Origin of the sequence: Actinacidiphila bryophytorum, assembly GCF_016916835.1 — a bacterium.
GTDB lineage: Bacteria > Actinomycetota > Actinomycetes > Streptomycetales > Streptomycetaceae > Actinacidiphila > Actinacidiphila bryophytorum.
This window is the reverse complement of record NZ_JAFFIX010000007.1, coordinates 138,220-157,095: the sequence shown is the minus strand read 5'-3', so window position 1 is coordinate 157,095 and position 18,876 is coordinate 138,220. Positions and strand designations below refer to the sequence as shown.

At 72.7% G+C, this 18,876-nt stretch carries 12 protein-coding genes; 7 read left to right on the top strand and 5 right to left on the bottom strand.

The genetic code is table 11. The features are described 5' to 3' along the window. Positions 1-21 precede the first annotated feature (21 nt). The 4 genes from JT723_RS13145 to JT723_RS13130 are packed head-to-tail and all read right to left on the bottom strand — an operon-like array spanning position 22 to position 4,095. Positions 22-861: an NAD-dependent epimerase/dehydratase family protein gene (locus JT723_RS13145; RefSeq protein ID WP_205044745.1), complete on the bottom strand. Its 840-nt coding sequence runs from the start codon at positions 859-861 to the stop codon at positions 22-24. Beyond that, the gene (locus tag JT723_RS13140; RefSeq protein WP_205044744.1) at positions 861-1,745 is read right to left on the bottom strand and encodes a carbohydrate ABC transporter permease; all 885 of its coding nucleotides are present in this window, start codon (positions 1,743-1,745) and stop codon (positions 861-863) included. The genes JT723_RS13145 and JT723_RS13140 overlap by 1 nt, the downstream gene beginning before the upstream one ends. Further along, entirely contained in the window at positions 1,742-2,749 is a 1,008-nt protein-coding gene (locus tag JT723_RS13135; protein ID WP_251513558.1) for a carbohydrate ABC transporter permease, read from the bottom strand. The genes JT723_RS13140 and JT723_RS13135 overlap by 4 nt, the downstream gene beginning before the upstream one ends. After that, a complete protein-coding gene (locus JT723_RS13130; protein ID WP_205044743.1) occupies positions 2,746-4,095 on the bottom strand; it encodes an ABC transporter substrate-binding protein in 1,350 nt (449 codons plus the stop codon). Before JT723_RS13130 ends, JT723_RS13135 begins: the two co-directional genes overlap by 4 nt. Positions 4,096-4,294: 199 nt before the next feature. On the opposite strand from JT723_RS13130, the gene JT723_RS13125 reads away from it, so the two are divergent. The 7 genes from JT723_RS13125 to JT723_RS13095 all read left to right on the top strand — a co-directional run bounded on the left by JT723_RS13125 (position 4,295) and on the right by JT723_RS13095 (position 17,771). Then, the gene (locus JT723_RS13125) at positions 4,295-5,086 is read left to right on the top strand and encodes an IclR family transcriptional regulator (RefSeq protein WP_205044742.1); all 792 of its coding nucleotides are present in this window, start codon (positions 4,295-4,297) and stop codon (positions 5,084-5,086) included. Between the two features lie 118 nt (positions 5,087-5,204). Further along, positions 5,205-6,491 carry an enolase C-terminal domain-like protein gene (locus tag JT723_RS13120; protein WP_205044741.1) on the top strand — a complete coding sequence of 429 codons (1,287 nt, stop codon included), beginning with the start codon at positions 5,205-5,207 and terminating at the stop codon, positions 6,489-6,491. Then, positions 6,488-7,141: a ThuA domain-containing protein gene (locus JT723_RS13115; RefSeq protein WP_205044740.1), complete on the top strand. Its 654-nt coding sequence runs from the start codon at positions 6,488-6,490 to the stop codon at positions 7,139-7,141. Before JT723_RS13120 ends, JT723_RS13115 begins: the two co-directional genes overlap by 4 nt. Continuing rightward, entirely contained in the window at positions 7,126-8,205 is a 1,080-nt protein-coding gene (locus tag JT723_RS13110; RefSeq protein ID WP_205044739.1) for a Gfo/Idh/MocA family protein, read from the top strand. The genes JT723_RS13115 and JT723_RS13110 overlap by 16 nt, the downstream gene beginning before the upstream one ends. Before the next feature lie 241 nt (positions 8,206-8,446). Beyond that, positions 8,447-11,575: an alpha-mannosidase gene (locus tag JT723_RS13105; protein WP_205044738.1), complete on the top strand. Its 3,129-nt coding sequence runs from the start codon at positions 8,447-8,449 to the stop codon at positions 11,573-11,575. Then, positions 11,568-13,937, top strand: a complete 2,370-nt coding sequence (locus JT723_RS13100) for an ROK family protein (RefSeq protein ID WP_251513555.1) — start codon at positions 11,568-11,570, stop codon at positions 13,935-13,937. The genes JT723_RS13105 and JT723_RS13100 overlap by 8 nt, the downstream gene beginning before the upstream one ends. Positions 13,938-14,126: 189 nt before the next feature. Next, entirely contained in the window at positions 14,127-17,771 is a 3,645-nt protein-coding gene (locus JT723_RS13095; RefSeq protein ID WP_205044737.1) for a glycoside hydrolase family 3 C-terminal domain-containing protein, read from the top strand. A gap of 84 nt (positions 17,772-17,855) precedes the next feature. Here JT723_RS13095 and JT723_RS13090 read toward each other — a convergent pair whose 3' ends face one another. After that, a complete protein-coding gene (locus JT723_RS13090) occupies positions 17,856-18,863 on the bottom strand; it encodes a sugar phosphate isomerase/epimerase family protein (RefSeq protein WP_205044736.1) in 1,008 nt (335 codons plus the stop codon). Positions 18,864-18,876 lie beyond the last annotated feature (13 nt).

The window sequence follows — 18,876 nt, the reverse complement described above, 5'->3', positions numbered from 1 at the left end:
TGCCGGGTCGGTTCGCCGGTGCTAGGCGGTGCGCCAGGTGCGCCGGGGGACGAACCCCAGCAGATCGGTACAGGCGGTCGTGTCGAAAAGGCTGCCGTGCCCGGTGACCGACGGCGGTACGGGCACGCCGGGATGGTGGGCGGCCATCAGTTCCGCGGACGGTACGGCCGAGGTGGTGTCGGCCGCGGTGACGTTGACGACGTGGCAGCCGCGTATGTCGCCCTCGACGGCCAGCCGCACCGCACGCGCGGCATCCAGCGTGTGCAGCCAGCCCCACAGGTCGTGCCGCTGGCCGGCGGGGTCGGCGGCGCAGGCGGCCAGGAAGTGGTCGAGGCGCTCGCCGGTGCCGGTGAAGGGGAAGCGCATGCACACCGCGTCGAGCCCGAAGCGCCGGTGGGCGGCGGCGGCGACCTCTTCGAGCACCGTCTTGGACAGCCCGTAGGGGTCGCGGACCAGGCTGGGGTGCGCCTCGTCCAGTGGTACGTACGCCGGTGAGACCGGCACGGGGGACCACGCGAGGCCGGCCGCCGCCATGCTGGAGGCGGCCACCACCCGGCGCACCCCGGCCGCGCCCGCCTCCTGGAAGACCCGGTGCGCGGTGTGGCAGTTGGCGGCGAACATGGCGCTGGGGTCGGGCACGTTGGGGTGCGGTATCGCTCCCAGGTGCACCACCGCCTCGACGCCGTCCACCGCCATGCGCACCAGGTCGGGGTCCTGGAGGTCGCCGGTGTGGACGCGGGCCGCCCGCGGTTCGTCCAGCGGCAGCAGGTCGGTCAGCACCAGTTCGTGCCCGGCAGCCAGCAGTTCGTCCGTGACATGGCCGCCGATGTGGCCTGCGGCCCCCGTCACCAGGATGCGCATCAGCCCTTCACCGCCCCGACCAGGCCGTTGACGAAGTAGCGCTGCAGGCTCAGGAAGAGCAGGATCACCGGCACCACCACGATGAGCGCACCGGCCATCAGGTTGTTGTAGTGCGGCACGTTCTGCGCGGCGAGCGTCTGCAGGCCCAGCGGCAGCGTGTACGTGCTCTCGTCGTTGAGCGAGACCCGGGTCAGCAGGTACTCGTTCCAGGTGGGGATCGCGGTGATCAGCGCCACCGTGATCAGCGCGGGGCGGGTCAGCGGCAGGTAGATGCGGGTGAAGATGTGGAACTCGTTCGCCCCGTCGACCCGTGCGGACTCCCGCAGCTCCTTGGGCACGGTGGCGAAGGCGCCGGTCATCAGCAGCACCGACAGGGGCGCTCCGCCGTTGACGAAGGGCAGCACCAGGCCCATGTGGGTGCCGAGGATACCCATCTTGTTCTCCAGCAGCACGATCGGCAGCATCACCGTGACACCGGGCACGAACAGCAGCGCCACGAACAGCTTCTGCAGCGCACCGCGGCCGGGGAAGTCCAGCACCGCGAAGGCGTACCCGGCGGCCGCGTAGACCGCCAGGGTCAATACCACGGTCAGCGCGGTGACCTCCAGGCTGTTCATGAAGTAGCGGAAGAAGTGCAGCTGGTTCCAGGTGTCCACGAGCGTGTGGACGGTCGGGTGGTGCGGGATCAGATGGCCGCCGCGGACCACTTCGACCTGGTTCTTGAAGGCCGCCGAGACCATCCACAGGAAGGGGTAGACGCTGATCACGCCGTACAGCGCGAGCAGCGCGCCGACCAGCACCCGGGCGCTGATCCTGCGGGCGCGGGCCGCTCCGCCGGCGCCGGGGGCGCGGCCCGGCCGGGAGGCGAGGGGAATCGTTGTCATGTCTTGCTCCGCATGACTCGCAGGTTGACCAGCGCGATGACCAGCGCGGCGGCGAAGAGGATCCAGCCGAGCGCACTGGCGAGCCCGAGGGTCGGCGCGAGGTCCTTGAGGAAGGCCAGCCGGTAGGCCTCAAGGCCGAGCACGTTGGTGTGGTCGCCGGGGCCGCCGTTGGTCATCACCAGGAAGGTCTGGAAGCCCTGCAGCGAGTCGCGCAGGTTCAGCAGCACCACGATCGAGGTGATCGGCCGTACCAGCGGCCACACCACCGAGACGTTGGTGCGCCACCAGCCGGCGCCGTCCAGCTGTGAGGCTTCCAGCACGCTGCGGTCGATGCCCTGCAGGCCCGTCAGGTACAGCAGCATCGCGACCGGCACGGCGCCCCACACGGTGACCACGATCATGGTGGGCAGCGCGGTGTCCGGATTGCCGAGCCAGCCCTGCGGCTGGGCGAGCGAGCCCATCCCGAGGGTGCTGAGCACGCTGTTGACCGCGCCGTCCGGCTGCAGGATGTACTGCCAGGCGAAGAAGACCGCGATGCCGCTGGTCACGTACGGCACGAAGTAGACCGAGCGCAGCACGCCCTGCATCCGCTTGGCCGAGTTGAGCAGCACCGCGAGCGGGAAGGACACCAGCACGGTCAGCAGCGGGACGGCGACCATCACGTACAGCGTGTGGATCGCCGCGTGGTGCAGCCGCGGGGCGTAGGCCGGGTTCTGCCAGAGCAGGTCCTTGTAGTTCTGCAGGCCCACCCAGTCCCAGTGCGGCGCGAAGCCGTTCCACCGGGCGAAGCTCAGCAGGAAGCCGTAGCCGACGGTGTACAGGCCCATGACCGCGAAGAGGACCACGGCCGGGGCGACGAAGAGGTAACCGGAGACTGCCTCGTAGGTGCGGCGGCGCAGCACGCGCCGGCCGCCGCCGGGGCCGGCCGCACCTGCCGGCCGGGGAGGTGCTCCCCGGCCGGCCGCGGCCGTCTCCGTGAGCGCGGGACGGGGTGCGGTCGTCACTTGTTCGCCGTCGCCCAGAAGTTGTTGTTCAGCTTGGCCATGGCCTTGCCGGTGGCCTCGGGGCTCTTCTGCTTCAGCGGGGTGAGGTCGGCGAGGATCTCCGCCATCGAGTCCTGGTCGTATCCCGGCGGCCGGAAGTCGTTGACGTTCGGGTCGTAGGTGTTCTCCGGGGCGCCCTCGAAGGCCTTGGTCATGTCGGCGAGGGTCGCGCCCATCACGGAGGCGGCGTCGGCGCCGAGTTCGGTGGAGGGCACCTCGGTGGCGTCCTTGGCGAACTGCGAGGCGACGGCGGGCTGCGCCAGGAACTTCATCCACTTCTCGGCGTTCTCCGGGTGGCTGCTGGTCGCCGAGACCGACAGGCCGGTGAGCGCCAGCGGGGCGAGGGCGGGCTTGGGCACCGCGCCGGCCTGGGGGCCGGGGAAGCCGAAGGCCATGACGTCCTCGGGATTCATGCCGTTCTGCTGGAGGAAGGCCAGCGTGAAGGTGCCGCCGATGTCCCAGGCGGACTTGCCCTGGGCGAAGGCCTGGTCGGCCGCGTCGATGTCGAGGGTCTGGGTGCCCGGCATCCAGTACGGCTGCATCTGCGCGTACAGGCCGAGCACCTTCTGCCCGTCGGGTGAGGCGAAGTCGGCGGAGGCGTCCTGGCCCCACAGCGCCTGGTACTTCTCCTTGCCCAGCTCACCGAAGGCCAGCGGCTGCAGGCCCCAGGTCAGACCGGTGGCCTTGACCTTGAGGCCGAGGCTGACCCCGCCGTTCCCGGGGTCCTTGGCGGTGGTCGCCTTGAGGTCGGCGAGGAACTCCTCGTAGCTGGCGGGGGGAGCGGTGATGCCGGCGGCGGCCAGCATCTTCTTGTTGCCCATGACGATGCCGAAGGTTCCCGAGGTCAGGGGCACGCTGAAGCGCTGGCCCTCCTTGACGCCGTGGGTCTTGGAGTCGGAGGGGATGGACTCCTTGTAGTGCGCGGGGGTCACGGTGCCCGAGGTCTGGACGCCCTTCTGGTACAGGCCGCTCCAGTCGGCGCCGACCTCCTTGGATATGTCGCGCGCGATGCCGGTGGCGCCCAGCGCGAAGTCCTCGCCGTCGGCGTGGACTTCGAGCACGTCGGGCAGGTCGTGGGTCTTGGCCGCGGCCTGCACCTTGGTGGTGTAGGCGTCGTCGGGTCCGTAGGCCTGCACGGTGACGGTGATGCCGGTCTGCTTCTTGAACTGGGCCGCGGCGTTCTTCAGCGCTGCCACGTGGGACTGCTTGAAGGTCCACATCGTCAGCGACTTGGCGTCGCCCGACCCCGAGGAGCCGCCTCCGCAGGCGGCCAGCGGGGTCAGCGACAGGACGGTCGCCACGGTCACGGCGGCAAATCTGGTTTTCGGGGTAAAACGTGCGAATGGTGTGCGCATGGGCCCCTACCTAGGCTTCGGCCGTTCAGAAGACCGAATGACGTTGGAGTGACTGAACTTAGGGTCGTGTTTGGTATAGCGTCAAGACACGGGTTGAGGTGAGATGGGCTCAGCGCGGCCGTGTGGGCGAGGCGCGGGGACCGGAGGATCGGTGGAATCGGTGGTAGAAGCGGCACGTGGGCGCAAGCCCGAAGAGGTGAAGTCCGCGGCTCGTGTCCTGGAGGTGCTCGAACTGCTGGGCGTGCAGGGCGCCCGGCTCTCGCTCGCGGAGATGGCCGCGGCCATGTCCGTGCCCAAGAGCAGCCTGCATGCGATCCTGCGGACCATGGAGGCCCGCAAATGGGTCGATCTCGACCCCTCGGGCACCCGCTACGGCATCGGGCTCAAGGCCCTGCTGACGGGTACCGCCTACCTGGAGGGCGACGACGTCACGAGCCTGGCCGGACCGGTCCTCGACGCGCTCGCGGAGGAGACGGGCGAGGCGGTCCACCTGGGCAGGCTGGACGGTACACACGTGGTCTACCTGGCAAAACGCGAGTCACGGCATGCGCTGCGGATGTACTCGGCGGTGGGCCGCAGACTCCCGGCGCACGCCACGGGGCTGGGCAAGGCGGTGCTGTCGCAGTTCGACCACGCCGAGGTGCAGCGCCGGCTGGACTGGCCGCTGGAGCGGCTGACCCCGAGCACCGTCACAGACCCCGACGCCTTCCTCGCCCAGCTGGCCGAGACCCGGCTGCGCGGCTGGGCGGTGGACGACGGCGAGAACTCCGTCGACATCCGCTGCGTGGCGGTCGCGCTCGGCGGTGGGCAGGGCATGGACGCGATCAGCTGCTCGGCGCCCAAGAGCCGGATGGACGACGCCCGGCTCGAAGAGGTCGCACAGGCCGTCACCGAGGCCGCCCACAGCCTGAGCACCCTGCTCAAACGCCTCGGACAGCACTGACCTGACGCCCCGTTCCCCGGCCGGTCCCGGTTTGTCATGTGCGTTGACAAACTCGGACCGGCCTCCTTACGTTCAGGAGTCGGTACGTTATTCTGCTATCTGTACGTGGGAGTCACGCATGGCTTTGCCTGATGCCGGCCTCGCGCCGCTCGCGCCCGCACCCTGGGTCGAGGAGCGTGGTGCCACCCTCCGCATCACGGCCGTCCGCACGTTCCTGACAGCCCCGCACGGCTGTCCCCACCTCATCGTCCGCGTCGAGACCAACGACCCGGGACTCTACGGCCTCGGCTGCGCGAGCGACCCCCAGCGTACGCTCGCCGTCCGCTCGGTCCTCGACGACTACGTCGCCCCGCTGCTGGCGGGACGGGACCCCGACGACATCGAGGACATCCACCGGCTGCTGCTCAACAGCGCCTACTGGCGCGGCGGTTCGATCACCGGCAACGCACTCGGCGGTGTCGACGTCGCCTTGTGGGACCTCAAGGCCAAACGCCTCGGGGTGCCGCTGCACTCGCTGTTCGGCGGCCGGGTCCGCGCCTTCGCCGAGGCCTACACCCACGTCGACGGGCGCGACGCCGCGGAGATCGCCGACAAGGTGCTGGCCGCTTGCGAACGCGGCTACCGGCACGTCCGCATCCAGGCCGCGGTCCCCGGCGCCGACACCTACGGCGCCGCGGGCGGCGGCACCGCCGACCCCGAGGCGGTACGCACCCGGCGCGCGCCCTGGGACAGCGCCGGCTACCTGCGGCACGTGCCCGCGGTCCTCACCCGGGTACGCGAACTGGTCGGCGGCGACGTCGAGCTGCTGCACGACGTCCACGAGCGCCTCGACCCCCGGCAGGCCAGGGACTTCCTGCGGCGGATCGAGGACGCCGGGCTGTACTTCGTCGAGGACCTGCTCGCGCCCGAGGACGCCGGCCACTTCCGGCGGCTGCACGACGCCTCGCCCGTACCGCTCGCGGTCGGCGAACTCTTCCACGACCCGGCGCAGTTCGCCGCCCTGCTGGCCCGCCCCGACATCGACTTCGCCCGCATCAGGGTGCCCACCCTGGGCGGGCTGACCCCGGCGCGGAAGGTCGCGGCGCTGTGCGAGCTGCAGGGCGTGCGCCTGGCGCCGCACGGACCCGCGGACGTCAGCCCGGTCGCGCAGGCTGCGACACTGGCGATGGACGTCTCCAGCCACGCCTTCGGGGTGCAGGAGGCCGCGGTCTTCAAGCCGGCCGTGCACGAGGTCTTCCCCGGGACCGTCGTCGCCAGGGACGGCGGGCTGCGGCCCAACCAGGCCCCCGGCCACGGCGTCGACTTCGACGAGGCCGCCGCGGGCAGATACCCCGTGCCGGAACCGCTGGCCCACGACCGGTGGGCTCTGCTGCGCAACACCGATGGGAGCGTGCAACGCCCGTGACCGACCCGACACGCAAGGCCCTCGTCGTCCGCGGCGGCTGGGAGGGGCATGCGCCGGTGGAGATCACCGACCTCTTCCTGCCCTTCCTCAAGGACCAGGGCTTCACCGTCGAGACCTCGCCGGATCTCGACGTCTACACCGACGCGGAGCTGCTGGCCGCGACCGACCTGATCGTGCAGTGCTGGACCATGGGCGCGATCACCGCAGAGCAGAGCCGCGGCCTGGCCGACGCGGTCCGCGCCGGCACCGGCTTCGCCGGCTGGCACGGCGGGATCGTCGACTCCTTCCGCGGCGACATCGACTACCTGCGCCTGACCGGCGGCCAGTTCCTGATGCACCCGCCGGGCTTCGTGGACTACACCGTCAACCTGGCGCCGTCGCAGCACCCGGTCACCGCGGGCCTCGCGGACTTCGCGGTGCACACCGAGCACTACTGGGTGGCCACCGACCCGGCGAACGAGGTGCTGGCCACCTCGGTCTTCCCGGCCGGCGGCGACCGGGCGCAGGACGTGGTGATGCCGCAGATCTGGACCAGGACACACGGGGCGGGGCGGGTCTTCGTCTCCGCGATAGGCCACAAGGCCGACGACTTCGACGTGCCCGAGGTGCGGGCCGTCACCGAGAGGGGGCTGCTGTGGGCGAGCCGCTGAGGGTCGGCATGGTGGGCGCGGGCAAGATCAGCGGCCAGTACCTGGACACCGTCGCACGGCTGGAAGGCCTTCGGCTGACCGCGGTGACCGACCTGGACCCGGACCGCGCCAAGGAGGCCGCGGAAGGGTCGGGTGCCGACGTCGCGGGCAGCGTCGCGGAGCTGGTCGCCAGGGACGACGTGGACGCGGTGCTCAACCTGACCATTCCCGCCGTGCACGCCGAGGTCGCGCTGGCCGCGATCGCCGCGGGCAAGCACGTCTACGGCGAGAAGCCGCTCGGCACCACCCGTGCGGAGGCCGCCGCCATCCTGGCCGCCGCGCGCACCGCGGGCGTACGCGTCGGCAGCGCGCCCGACACGGTCCTGGGCACCGGCACCCAGACCGCGCGCAAGGCGGTGGACGACGGGCTGATCGGCACCCCGGTGGCGGCCACCGCCTTCATGACCACCGCGGGCCACGAGGCCTGGCACCCCGACCCGGAGTTCTACTACCGGCCTGGCGGCGGGCCGCTGCTCGACATGGGTCCCTACTACCTGTCCGCGCTGGTGCACCTGCTCGGCCCGGTCGTCAAGGTCACCGGGGCGGCCGCGACCCCGCGCGCCGAGCGGGAGATCGGCAGCGGGCCGCGGGCCGGGCAGCGCTTCGCCGTCGAGGTCGACACCCATGTGACCGGGGTGCTCCAGCACGCCGGCGGCGCCCTGTCCACGCTGATCATGAGCTTCGACATCCACGCCGCCCACCTGCCGCGGATCGAGGTGCACGGCACCGCGGGATCGCTCGGGGTGCCCGACCCGAACGGCTTCGAGGGGCCGGTCGAGCTGTTCGGCGGCGGCTCCTGGCAGCCGCTGCCGGTCTCGGCGGGCTACCGCGGCGCCGGCCGCGGCACCGGGCTCGCCGACCTGGCCGCCGCGGTGGCGGAGGACCGCCCGCACCTGGCGTCGGCCGAACTGGCCGAGCACGTGCTCGACGTGATGCTCACGCTGCTGGACGCGGCCCACGAGGGCAGGTCGCTGCCGGTGCAGAGCAGCTGTGAGCGGCCCGCGGCGGTGCCGCTCAGCGGCTGACATCGCGCAGCGCAGGCGGGGGCGGGAACCGGCCATGGGGGTGGTTCCCGCCCCCGCCTTTTCGCGTTCCTTTTGTCATGTCAATTAACGGACGGATAATGCCCGTTGCGGCGGTAAATTCGCCTGACAAATACGTTCTCGCAGGTCACGACCAGCGGATAAGCCGAGTTCTGCGGAATCGTTGACTTGATAACACACATGGTTTTACATGGCGGTTACTGGCTGGACAGGAAGGGCTGCCATGCATGACCGGATCACGTCGGGGGAAGAGCGCACCGCTGCCTTCCTCGCTGAACGGCTGCGCCCCGCGCTCTATCCGCAGCGGCTCCCCATGGACGTCGGCGCCTGGCACATCGCGGGCGAACCGGTGCCCGCCGAGGTGGCGCTGCGCGCCGACTACGCCCCCTTCACCGTGGGCGAGCCATGGGGGCGCCCCTGGGCGACCAGCTGGTTCGACGTCCGTGCGACCGTGCCCGAGCGGTGGGCCGGCCGCCGCGTCGAGGCGCTCATCGACCTCGGCTCCGCCGACGGCGCCGACGGTCCTGGCGGCCGGGCGGAAGGCCTGGTCCACGACGAGCACGGCATCCCGCTGCAGGGGCTGCACCCGCAGCTGAGCGCGGTCCTGCTGCACGGCTCCGCCGCCGGCGGCGAGAGCGTCCGGCTGCTGGTCGAGGCCGCGGCCAACCCGCGTATCGAGGGCGGCACGGGCGCCGGCACCCGCTACGGCGACCCCGCCACCGCGGGCGACACCCCGCTCTACCGGCTGCGCCGCGCCGACCTGGCCGTACGCGACGACACCGTCTGGCAGCTCATCCACGACTTCGAGACGCTCGGCGGCCTGATGCGGGCACTGCCCGCCGACACCCCGCGCCGGCACGAGATACGCCTGGCACTGGAGCGGGCCGTCGCCGCCGTCGACCCGCGGGCCGTCGGCAGGACCGCGGCCCGCGCCCGTACGGTGCTCGCCCCGCTGCTGGCCCGCCGCGCCCACGACTCCGCGCACCGCATCGACGCCGTCGGCCACGCGCACATCGACTCGGCCTGGCTGTGGCCGGTCCGCGAGACCGTACGCAAGTGCGCCCGCACCTTCAGCACCATGGCCGCGCTCGCCGACGAGTACCCGGAACTGATCGTCGCCGCCTCGGCAGCGCAGCACTACGCCTGGATGAAGGACCACCAGCCGCACGTCTTCGAGCGGATACGCAAGGCCGTCGCGCACGGCAACTGGGCGCCGGTCGGCGGCATGTGGGTCGAGGCCGACGCGGAGATGCCAGGCGGCGAGGCCCTGGTACGCCAGTTCGTCTACGGGCGGCGGTTCTTCCGCGACGAGCTGGGCGTGGACGGCGACGGGGTGTGGCTGCCCGACGCGTCCGGGGCCTGCGCGGCCTTCCCGCAGCTCGCCGCGCTGTCCGGCGCCAAGTGGTTCCTCAGCCGGCGCCCCGACCCCGGCACGGGACCCGCGCACCACACCTTCCGCTGGGAGGGCATCGACGGCACCCGGCTGTTCACCCACCTGGCACCCGGCGGCCCCGAGGGCAGCACCCTGACCGGCGGCGACCTCACCGCGGCGGTCGCCGACTTCGCCGAGATGGGCGCCGCCACCCGCTCCCTGCTGCCTTTCGGCCGCAGCGACGGCGGCCCCGACCGGGACATGATGGAACGCGCCCGCCGCCTCGCCGACCTCGAAGGCGCCCCGAGGGTCGCCCTGCGCAGCCCCGCACACTTCTTCCGCGACGCCGAGGCCGAGTACGAGGCGGCACCCGTCTGGCGCGGCGAGTTCGACCTGACACCGCACGGCGGCTCCTACACCAGCCAGGCCCGCACCAAACGCGGCAACCGGCGCAGCGAGGCGCTGCTGCACGAGGCCGAACTGTGGTCGGCGACCGCGGCGGTACGCCACGGCATCCCCTACCCCTACCAGGAGCTGGAGCGGCTGTGGAAGAAGGTGCTGCTCCAGCAGTGCCACGACATCCTGCCCGGCACCTCGATCGCCTGGGTGCACGGCGAGGCCGAGCTGACCCACCGCGACGTGCAGCGCCGGCTGGAGCGGCTGATCCGCAGGGCCGCGGGCGACCCCGAGGGCGCGACCGTACTCAACTCCGGCCCCCGCGACCGCCGCGAGGTCGTCGTGCTGCCGGCCCCCGAAGCCGGCGCGGGGCTGCCGCACCCGCACGGCCAGCCGCTGCCCGACGGCCGGATCGCCGTCATGGCGCAGGCGCCCGCACTCGGCGGCGGAACCGCGGGGCTGCCGCTCCAGGACACCGCGCCGGTCACCGTGACGCCCGCGGCCGACGGCGGGCACCTGCTGGACAACGGCCTGCTGCGGGTGCACATCGACCCGCAGGGCCTGGTGCGCGCCGCCGTGGACCTGGCCACCGGGCGCGACGCGGTGGCCCCCGGCGAGGCGGGCAACCTGCTGCAGCTGCACCGCGACGAGCCCGCCGCCTGGAGCGCCCTGCACCTGGACCCCGGCTACCGCAGCACCCGCCGCGACCTGGACACCGCCCAGCGCGTCGAGGTCCGTGCCCGCGGCCCGCTGCTCGCCGCGGTCCGGGTGATCCGCGGCACCGGCCGCTCAACCGTCGTCCAGGACCTGGCGCTCAGCGCGGGCAGCCGGGCGCTGACCGTCGACACCGAGGTCGACTGGCGCGAGCAGGACACCGTGCTCAAGGCCGCCTGGCCGCTCGACGTGCACGCCGAGAACAGCCGCGCCGAGGTCCAGTTCGGGCATGTCGCACGCCCCACCCACGAGAACACCGCGGCGGACGCCGCCCACCAGGAGGCCGCCGCCCACCGCTGGATCCACGTCGGAGAGCACGGCTTCGGCGTGGCCCTGGCCTGCGACGCGACCTACGGCTACGACGTCACCCGGCACACCCGCACCGACGGCGGGACCACCACCGTGGTCCGCAGCACCCTGCTGCGCGCCCCGCACAGCCCCGACCCGCACGCCGACCGCGGTGTCCAGCGCTTCCGGCACACCCTGCGGCCCGGCGCGGACGTCGGCGCCGCCGTCGCCGAGGGCTACGCGCTGGGCCTGCCGCTGCGGCCCGGCCCGGCCGCCCCCTCCCCGGCCCCGCTGGTTGCCGTCGACCACCCGGACGTCCTGGTCGAGACGGTGAAACTCGCCGACGACCGCGGCGGCGACGTCGTCGTCAGGCTGTACGAGTCCCGCGGCGGCCGCGCCCGCGCCACCCTGGCGGCCGGCTTCCCCCTCTCCGCCGTCCACGAGACCGACCTGCTGGAGTCCCCGCTGACCGCCCACCCGCACGACGCCGGCCGCATCACCCTGACGCTGCGCCCCTTCCAGATCCTCACCCTGCGCCTGACACCGGCCGCGGTTCCGGGCGGCGGGGTGAGCCGTGGCTGACACCCGCCTCACGCAGGACCCGGGGCGCGCGCAGGCCGCCGACAGCCGTGAGGTGCTGCGCGGCTGGGCGGCAGGCGGCGGCCCGATGGCCGTACGCGCCCAGGTCGTGCTGCTCGCCGACGAAGGGGTCCGGGACGCCGAGATCGCCCGGCGGCTCGGCATATCCCGGCAGACCGTGGGCACCTGGCGGCACCGCTGGCAGAGCGCGGGCCTGACGGGGCTCCGGCAGCGCCCGCGCACCGGCAGACCGGCGACTGTGGACGAGGCCGAGGTGGTCACCCGCGCCCTTCTCGCCCCCGGCGGCAGCGGCGCCGGGCGGGCCATCGCCCGCGAACTCGGCCTGTCCCACGCCACGGTGGCCGCCATCCGCCGCCGCTGGCAGCTCACCCCGGACGCGGGACCCGGGCCCTTCGTGCCGACCGTGCCGCCGCTCCCCGGCCCCGACGTGTGGGTCCTCGGCCTCTACGCCGACGCCCGCCGCGCCGTCCTGCTGGCCGGCACCCGGCCGCGCACCGCGGCCGCCGCGGCACCGGCCGCGACCGTCATCGGCGAGGACGTCCTGACCAGCCTCGGCCGCGCCCTCGACGCGCTGCGCCCGCCGGGCAGGACGGCCGCGCACCCGCGGGCGGCAGCGCACGTCCCGCCGCACCCGGCGGCGCTCCCCGCGGGCGGACCGGCCGGGCGGCCGCCCACCGGCGGGTCCGGCGTACCGCACCCGGCGCGGACACCCGCCCGGCGGGACGCCCTTGCGTCCGGGACGGCCCGACCCACGGGCGCCGGCGGGCTCGACGGCTTCCTGGCCGGGGCCGCCGAGCACCACCCGGACATCGCGCTGCACGCGATCACCCTGTGGGACGACGGGGACGACTCCTACGGCAGCGACGCCGGCACCGGCGGCGGACCCAGCGTGCACCTGCTGCCGGCCAAGTCGTCCTGGCGCGGCTTCCTGCGGGCGATGGTCGCGCTGGACAGCACCAGCCACCCCGAGTCCTCCCGCCGCGTCTACCTGGACCTGATCGCCGCACTCCAGCAGGCGGAAGGGCCGGTCGGCTGGCTGCGGGAGAGCGTGGCGGGTCATCAGCGGTCGCCGCGCGGCGCGGTGCCGGAGGGGGGCACCGCGGGCGCGGCACCGCACCCGCCCTCGTCGAGCGGGGTCAACCAGATCGACCTGGGCTCCTTCAACGAGTGCGTCGTCATCGAGTCGGTGCGGCTGTCCGGCACCATCACCCGGGGCGAGATCGCCCACCGCACCGGTCTCACCCAGCAGTCGGTGTCGCGTATCGCCAGGTCGCTGCTGGACCGCGGCATCCTGGTCGAGGACGCCCAGCGCCGGGCGACGTCCGGCAAGCCGCGCACCCCGGTCCGGCTGTGCGGCACCGCGGCGCACGCGCTCGGGCTGCACATCGACCCCGAGGTGCTGACCGCGGTCGTCATCGACCTGGACGGCGCGATCGTGTGCACCTGCACCCGGCCGGTCAGCGCCGACACCGACCCGGGCGAATTCGTCGCCCAGGTGGTCGCGCTGGGCCGCGAGGCGCTGGAGAAGGCGCGCGGCGCGGTCCGCGAGGACGGGTTCCTCGGGATCGGCGTCGCGGTGCCGGGACCTGTCGACATCGCCTCCGGCACGGTGCTCGACCCGCCCCTGATGTCGGCCTGGAACGACCTGCCGCTGCTGTACCTGCTCCAGGACCACTTCCCCTGCCCGGTGATCATCGAGAAGGACTCGCTGGCCGCGGCCGCGGGGGAGCGGTGGATCGGCCGCGACCGCAGGGCGCGCGACTTCGCCTACCTCTACCTCGGCACCGGCGTCGGCTCGGGCCTCTACCTCAACGGCGACCTCTACCGCGGGGTGAGCGCCAACGCGGGCGAGTTCGGCCAGCTGTGCGCGATCGCGCTCGGCCGGGTCGGCGCGGACGGCAGGCCCGAGGTGCTGCCCGAATGCAATCCGCCGGTGTCCGTACCCGACTTCGCGGCCCGCAGGGGCCTGGCGGCGGGCGCCGCCGCCGGCGGCAGCACGGCCGCCTACCGGGCGGTGGGCCGGGCCGCGGCGGCCGGCGACCCGGCGGCGGCCGGCGCGCTGCGCGAGGTCGCGGGGGCGATCGGGCAGGGCGCGCTGGGCCTGGTCGACCTGCTGGACATCGACCTGATCGTGCTGGGCGGCCCCTTCTTCACCGACGACGCGGCGCCCTTCTACCTGGAGGAGATCGGCCGGGTCGTCAACGACTTCCCGCTGGCCCGCCGGCTGCGCAGGGTCGAGGTGGAGCCCTCGGTGCTCAGCGCGGAGGCGGCGGCCGTCGGCGCCGCCTCGACCATCTTCCACGCGACCTTCACCCCGCGGCTGCGCGGCAGGGAAAGGTCCTGACTTCCGCCGTCATCGCACGCAACAGGTCCTGTGGATTCCGCCGTCGGCCTTGACCATGTGTCAAAGCTGGCCACACACTGCCGAGTTATTACCGCAATCCCGGAACTTTCTTCGGACTTTTCTTCGGAAGTTGCGCGGAAGTCCGCCGGAGGTCCGGCTCCCTGATCCCTGTTCGACGACGGAGGCAGGATGGACCAGCGAAGGCGCCGGCGCGCGGGAGTGGCGGCCGTGTGCGCCATGGCGTGCGCCGCCGCGATGAGCGCGGGCGGCGCGGGTACGGCCGCGGCCGACACCCCGCGCGCGACGGCCGCGGCCACCCCGATCTACCTGGACACCCACTACTCCTTCCAGGAGCGCGCCGCGGACCTGGTGTCCCGGATGACCCTGCAGGAGAAGGTCCAGCAGCTCAGCACGAACAGCGGACCTGCCATCCCGCGGCTCGGCGTGCAGCAGTACACGTACTGGAGCGAGGGCCAGCACGGCGTCAACCAGCTCGGCGCCGACCAGCACAACGGCGGTGCCCAGGGCGGCGTCCACGCCACCAGCTTCCCCGTCAACCTCGCCTCGTCGATGTCCTGGGACCGCGACCTGATGTACCAGGAGACCACCGCGATCTCCGACGAGGTGCGCGGCTTCCTCGACAAGTCGCTCTTCGACAAGGGGCAGAACAACCTCGGCCCGTCCGCCGACGACTACGGCTCGCTCACCTACTGGGCGCCCACCGTCAACCTCGACCGCGACCCGCGGTGGGGCCGCACCGACGAGGCCTTCGGCGAGGACCCGTACTTGGTGGGCCAGATGGCCGGGCAGTTCGTGAACGGCTACCAGGGCAACAACCAGGACGGCAGTCCGCAGACCGGCTACCTGAAGGTCGCCGCGACCGCCAAGCACTACGCGCTGAACAACGTCGAGGACAACCGCACCGGCATCAGCTCCGACGTCACCGACACCGACCTGCGCGACTACTACACCGCCCAGTTCCGCGACCTCATCGAGCAGGCGCACGTCGCGGGCCTGATGACGTCGTACAACGCGATCAACGGCACGCCGTCGGTGTCCGACACCTACACCACCGACGAACTCGCCCGGCGCACCTACGGCTTCGACGGCTACATCACCTCCGACTGCGGCGCCGTCGGCACCAACTGGCGGCTCTTTCCCGGCGGCCACGACTGGGCGCCGCCCGGCTGGACCACCGACCACAAGGACAACCCGACCTGGACGCAGACCGCCACCGGCACGACCCTGTCCGGCCAGGCGGGCGGCCAGGCGTACGCGCTGCGGGCCGGCACCGACCTCAACTGCACCGGCGACGAGGCCACCACCGCCAACATCGACCAGGCCATCGCCGCCGGCGCCCTGAGCGAGGGTGTCATCGACACCGCGCTGGTCAAGGTCTTCACCGTCCGGATGGCCACCGGCGAGTTCGACCCGCCCGGCTCCGTGGCCTACACCGCGCTGACCGCCGACCAGGTCGAGAGCCCCGCCCACCAGGCGCTGGCCACCAAGGTCGCCGACAACTCGCTGGTGCTGCTGCAGAACGGGAAGCCGGCCGGCGCCAAGGCACCGCTGCTGCCCGTCGACGTGGCCAAGGCCAAGAAGGTCGTCGTCCTCGGCGACCTCGCCGCCACCACCTCGCTCGGGCTGTACTCGGGCGAGCCCACCCACACCACCTCCCCGCTGCGGGGCGTGCAGAACGCCGTGCACGCGGTCGACCCGTACGCCTCCGTGCTCTACGACGCGGCCGGCACGTCGTCGACCGCCACCACCCCCGCCACGCTCAGCGACGCGACCAAGGCCGCGGTCAAGGCCGCCGACCTCGTCGTGGTCTTCGTCGGCACCACCAAGGCCGACGGCGACGAGGGCAACGACCGCGACAGCCTGGCCATGCCCGGCAACTACGGCTCGCTCATCGACCAGACCGCCGCCCTCGGCAACGACAGGACCGCGCTGGTCATCCAGTCCGACGGCCCGGTCGCACTCGGCGACGCCCCGGGCAAGGTCTCCTCGATCCTCTTCAGCGGCTACAACGGCCAGGACCAGGGAACCGCGCTGGCCGACGTCCTCTTCGGCGCGCAGAACCCCTCGGCGCACCTCAACTTCACCTGGTACAAGGACGACTCGCAACTCCCCGACAAGCAGAACTACGGCCTGACCCCCGCCGAGACCGGCGGACTCGGCCGCACCTACCAGTACTTCACCGGCACCCCCGACTACCCCTTCGGCTACGGCCTGAGCTACACCACGTTCTCCTACCGCGGCATCAGCGCCGACAAGTCCAGGATCACCGCCGACGGCACCGTCAGGATCGGCGTCGACGTCACCAACACCGGCAAGGCCGCGGGCGCCGCCGTCGCCCAGCTCTACGCGGCCACCCCCTTCGCCGTGCCCGGCATCACCATGCCGCAGCAGCGCCTCGCGGGCTTCGCCAAGACCGCGGTGCTGGGGCCAGGCAGGTCCCAGCACCTCAGCTTCACCGTGAAGGCCGCCGACCTGGCCGTGTGGGACGCCGCCCGCTCCCGGCAGACCGTGCCGGCCGGCGGCTACCGCTTCTCCGTCGGCCCGGACTCCGCGCACCCGGCGGGCACCGCCAAGGTCACGGTCACCGGCACCCTCACCCCGAAGGTGCAGACCGTCACCGTCCAGCCGGAGGACGTCGTCCTGGACGCCGGCGACACCTTCAGCCTCGCGGGCAGGAACCGCTGGATCGAGGACGACACCGACCACGCCAAGGAGCAGCGCGACACCTCCATCACCGCCGACGGTGTCGTCGAGGCGGTCAACAACGACCAGTCCTTCGTGGACCTGTCGAAGGCCGCGGTGACCTACGCCAGCAGCAACCCCGCGGTCGCCTCGGTCGACAAGGACGGCACCGTCCACGCCGTCGCCGACGGCGTCGCGACCCTGTCGGCCACCGTCGGCGGCGTCACCGGATCCGCACCGGTCGTGGTCCGCAACACCCTCACCCTCACGGCGGTGCCCATCGCCGACGCGGGCAGCACCGTGAAGGCGACCACCACCTTCACCAACGGCAGCCCGCAGCCGGTGCGGGACATCGCCGTCGCGCTGGCCGCCCCCGACGGCTGGACCGCCACCGCGGACACCCCCGACGTCTTCGGCGAGGTCGCCCCCGGCCAGTCGGTCACCACCACCTGGTCGGTCACCGTCCCCGACGGCGCCGCGCCCGCCGGCCTCGCGCTCGGCGCCACCGTCACCACCCCGGGCGGCAGCTATACGGCGCAGGCCCCGGTCACCGTGCCCTACGCCTCGGTGATCGCCGCCTTCGACAACTCCGGCATCAGCGACGACGCCGACACCAAGACCGGCAGCATCGACGCCGAGGGCGCCAGCTTCTCCCTGCAGGCGCTCGCGGCACTGGGCTGGAAGGCCGGCCAGAGCACCGACCACGACGGGGTGTCCTTCCCCTGGCCCGCCACCGCGGGCACCGGGAAGCCCGACAACGTGGTGGCCGGCGGCCAGGCCGTCCGGATCACCGGCACCGGCGGCAAGCTCGGCTTCGTCGGCACCAGCACCTTCGGCAGCACCTCGGGCAGCGGCGTGATCCTCTACACCGACGGGACCGTGCAGACCTACGCACTGGCCCTGTCTGACTGGTGGGCCGGATCACCCGCGCAGGGCAGCGACTTCGCCGCCTCCACGCCGTACCTGAACAACGGCGGAGGTCAGCAGACGCAGACTGTCCACATGTCCGCGGCGACCGTGGACCTGCTGCCCGGCAAGACCGTGCAGGCGATCACCCTTCCCGACGTCAGCAAGGGCCAGATCGACCACCAGGTGGGCATGCACCTGTTCTCGATCGCCGTCGGCGGCTGAACCGCCGGCAGGCCCCGCGCACGGCAGACGGCCGCGCCGCCCGGTGACCCCGGGCGGCGCGGCCGTCCGCCGTGGCCTGTCGGCTCAGGAGGAGGAACTGAAGGCCGAGTCGAAGGACGCGGCGGGCGGCTCGATCGCGGCCAGCGCCCGTACGTGCGCCAGCGCCTGCGGTGCGCCCAGCAGCCGGTCCATGCCGGCGTCCTCCCACTCCACCGAGATCGGCCCCGCATAGCCGATGCTGTTGAGCATCCGGAAGACCGGCTCCCACGGCACGTCGCCGTGCCCGGTCGAGACGAAGTCCCAGCCGCGCCGCGGGTCGCCCCACGGCAGGTGCGAGCCCAGCCGCCCGTTTCGCCCGTTCAGCTGCTTGACCGACTCCTTGCAGTCGACGTGGTAGATGCGGTCCCTGAAGTCGTAGAGGAAGCCGACCGGGTCCAGGTCCTGCCACACGAAGTGGCTCGGGTCGAAGTTCAGCCCGAAGGCGGGCCGGTGGCCGATCGCCTCAAGCGTGCGCACCGTCGTCCAGTAGTCGTACGCGATCTCGCTGGGGTGCACCTCGTGCGCGAAGCGCACCCCGACCTCGTCGAAGACGTCCAGGATCGGGTTCCAGCGGTCGGCGAAGTCCTGGTAGCCGCGGTCGATCATGTCCTGCGGCACCGGCGGGAACATCGCCACCGTGTGCCAGATCGACGAACCGGTGAAGCCCACCACGGTGTCCACGCCGAAGGCCGCCGCCGCCCGCGCGGTGTTCTTGATCTCCTCCGCGGCCCGCGTGCGCACCCCCTCGGGCTCGCCGTCGCCCCAGATCCTGGACGGCAGGATGCCCTTGTGCCGCTCGTCGATGGGGTGGTCGCAGACCGCCTGCCCGGTCAGGTGGCAGGAGATCGTCCAGCACTTCAGCCCGTGCTTGCCCAGGGTGTCGTGCAGCCGCGGCAGGTAGCCGTCGTCGGCGAGCGCCGCCTCGACGTCGAAGTGGTCGCCCCAGCAGGCGATCTCCAGGCCGTCGTAGCCCCACTGCGAGGCCAGCCGGCACACCTCGGTGAAGGGCAGGTCGGCGAACTGGCCGGTGAACAGCGTGACGGGTCGTGCCATGTGCGTCCTCCTG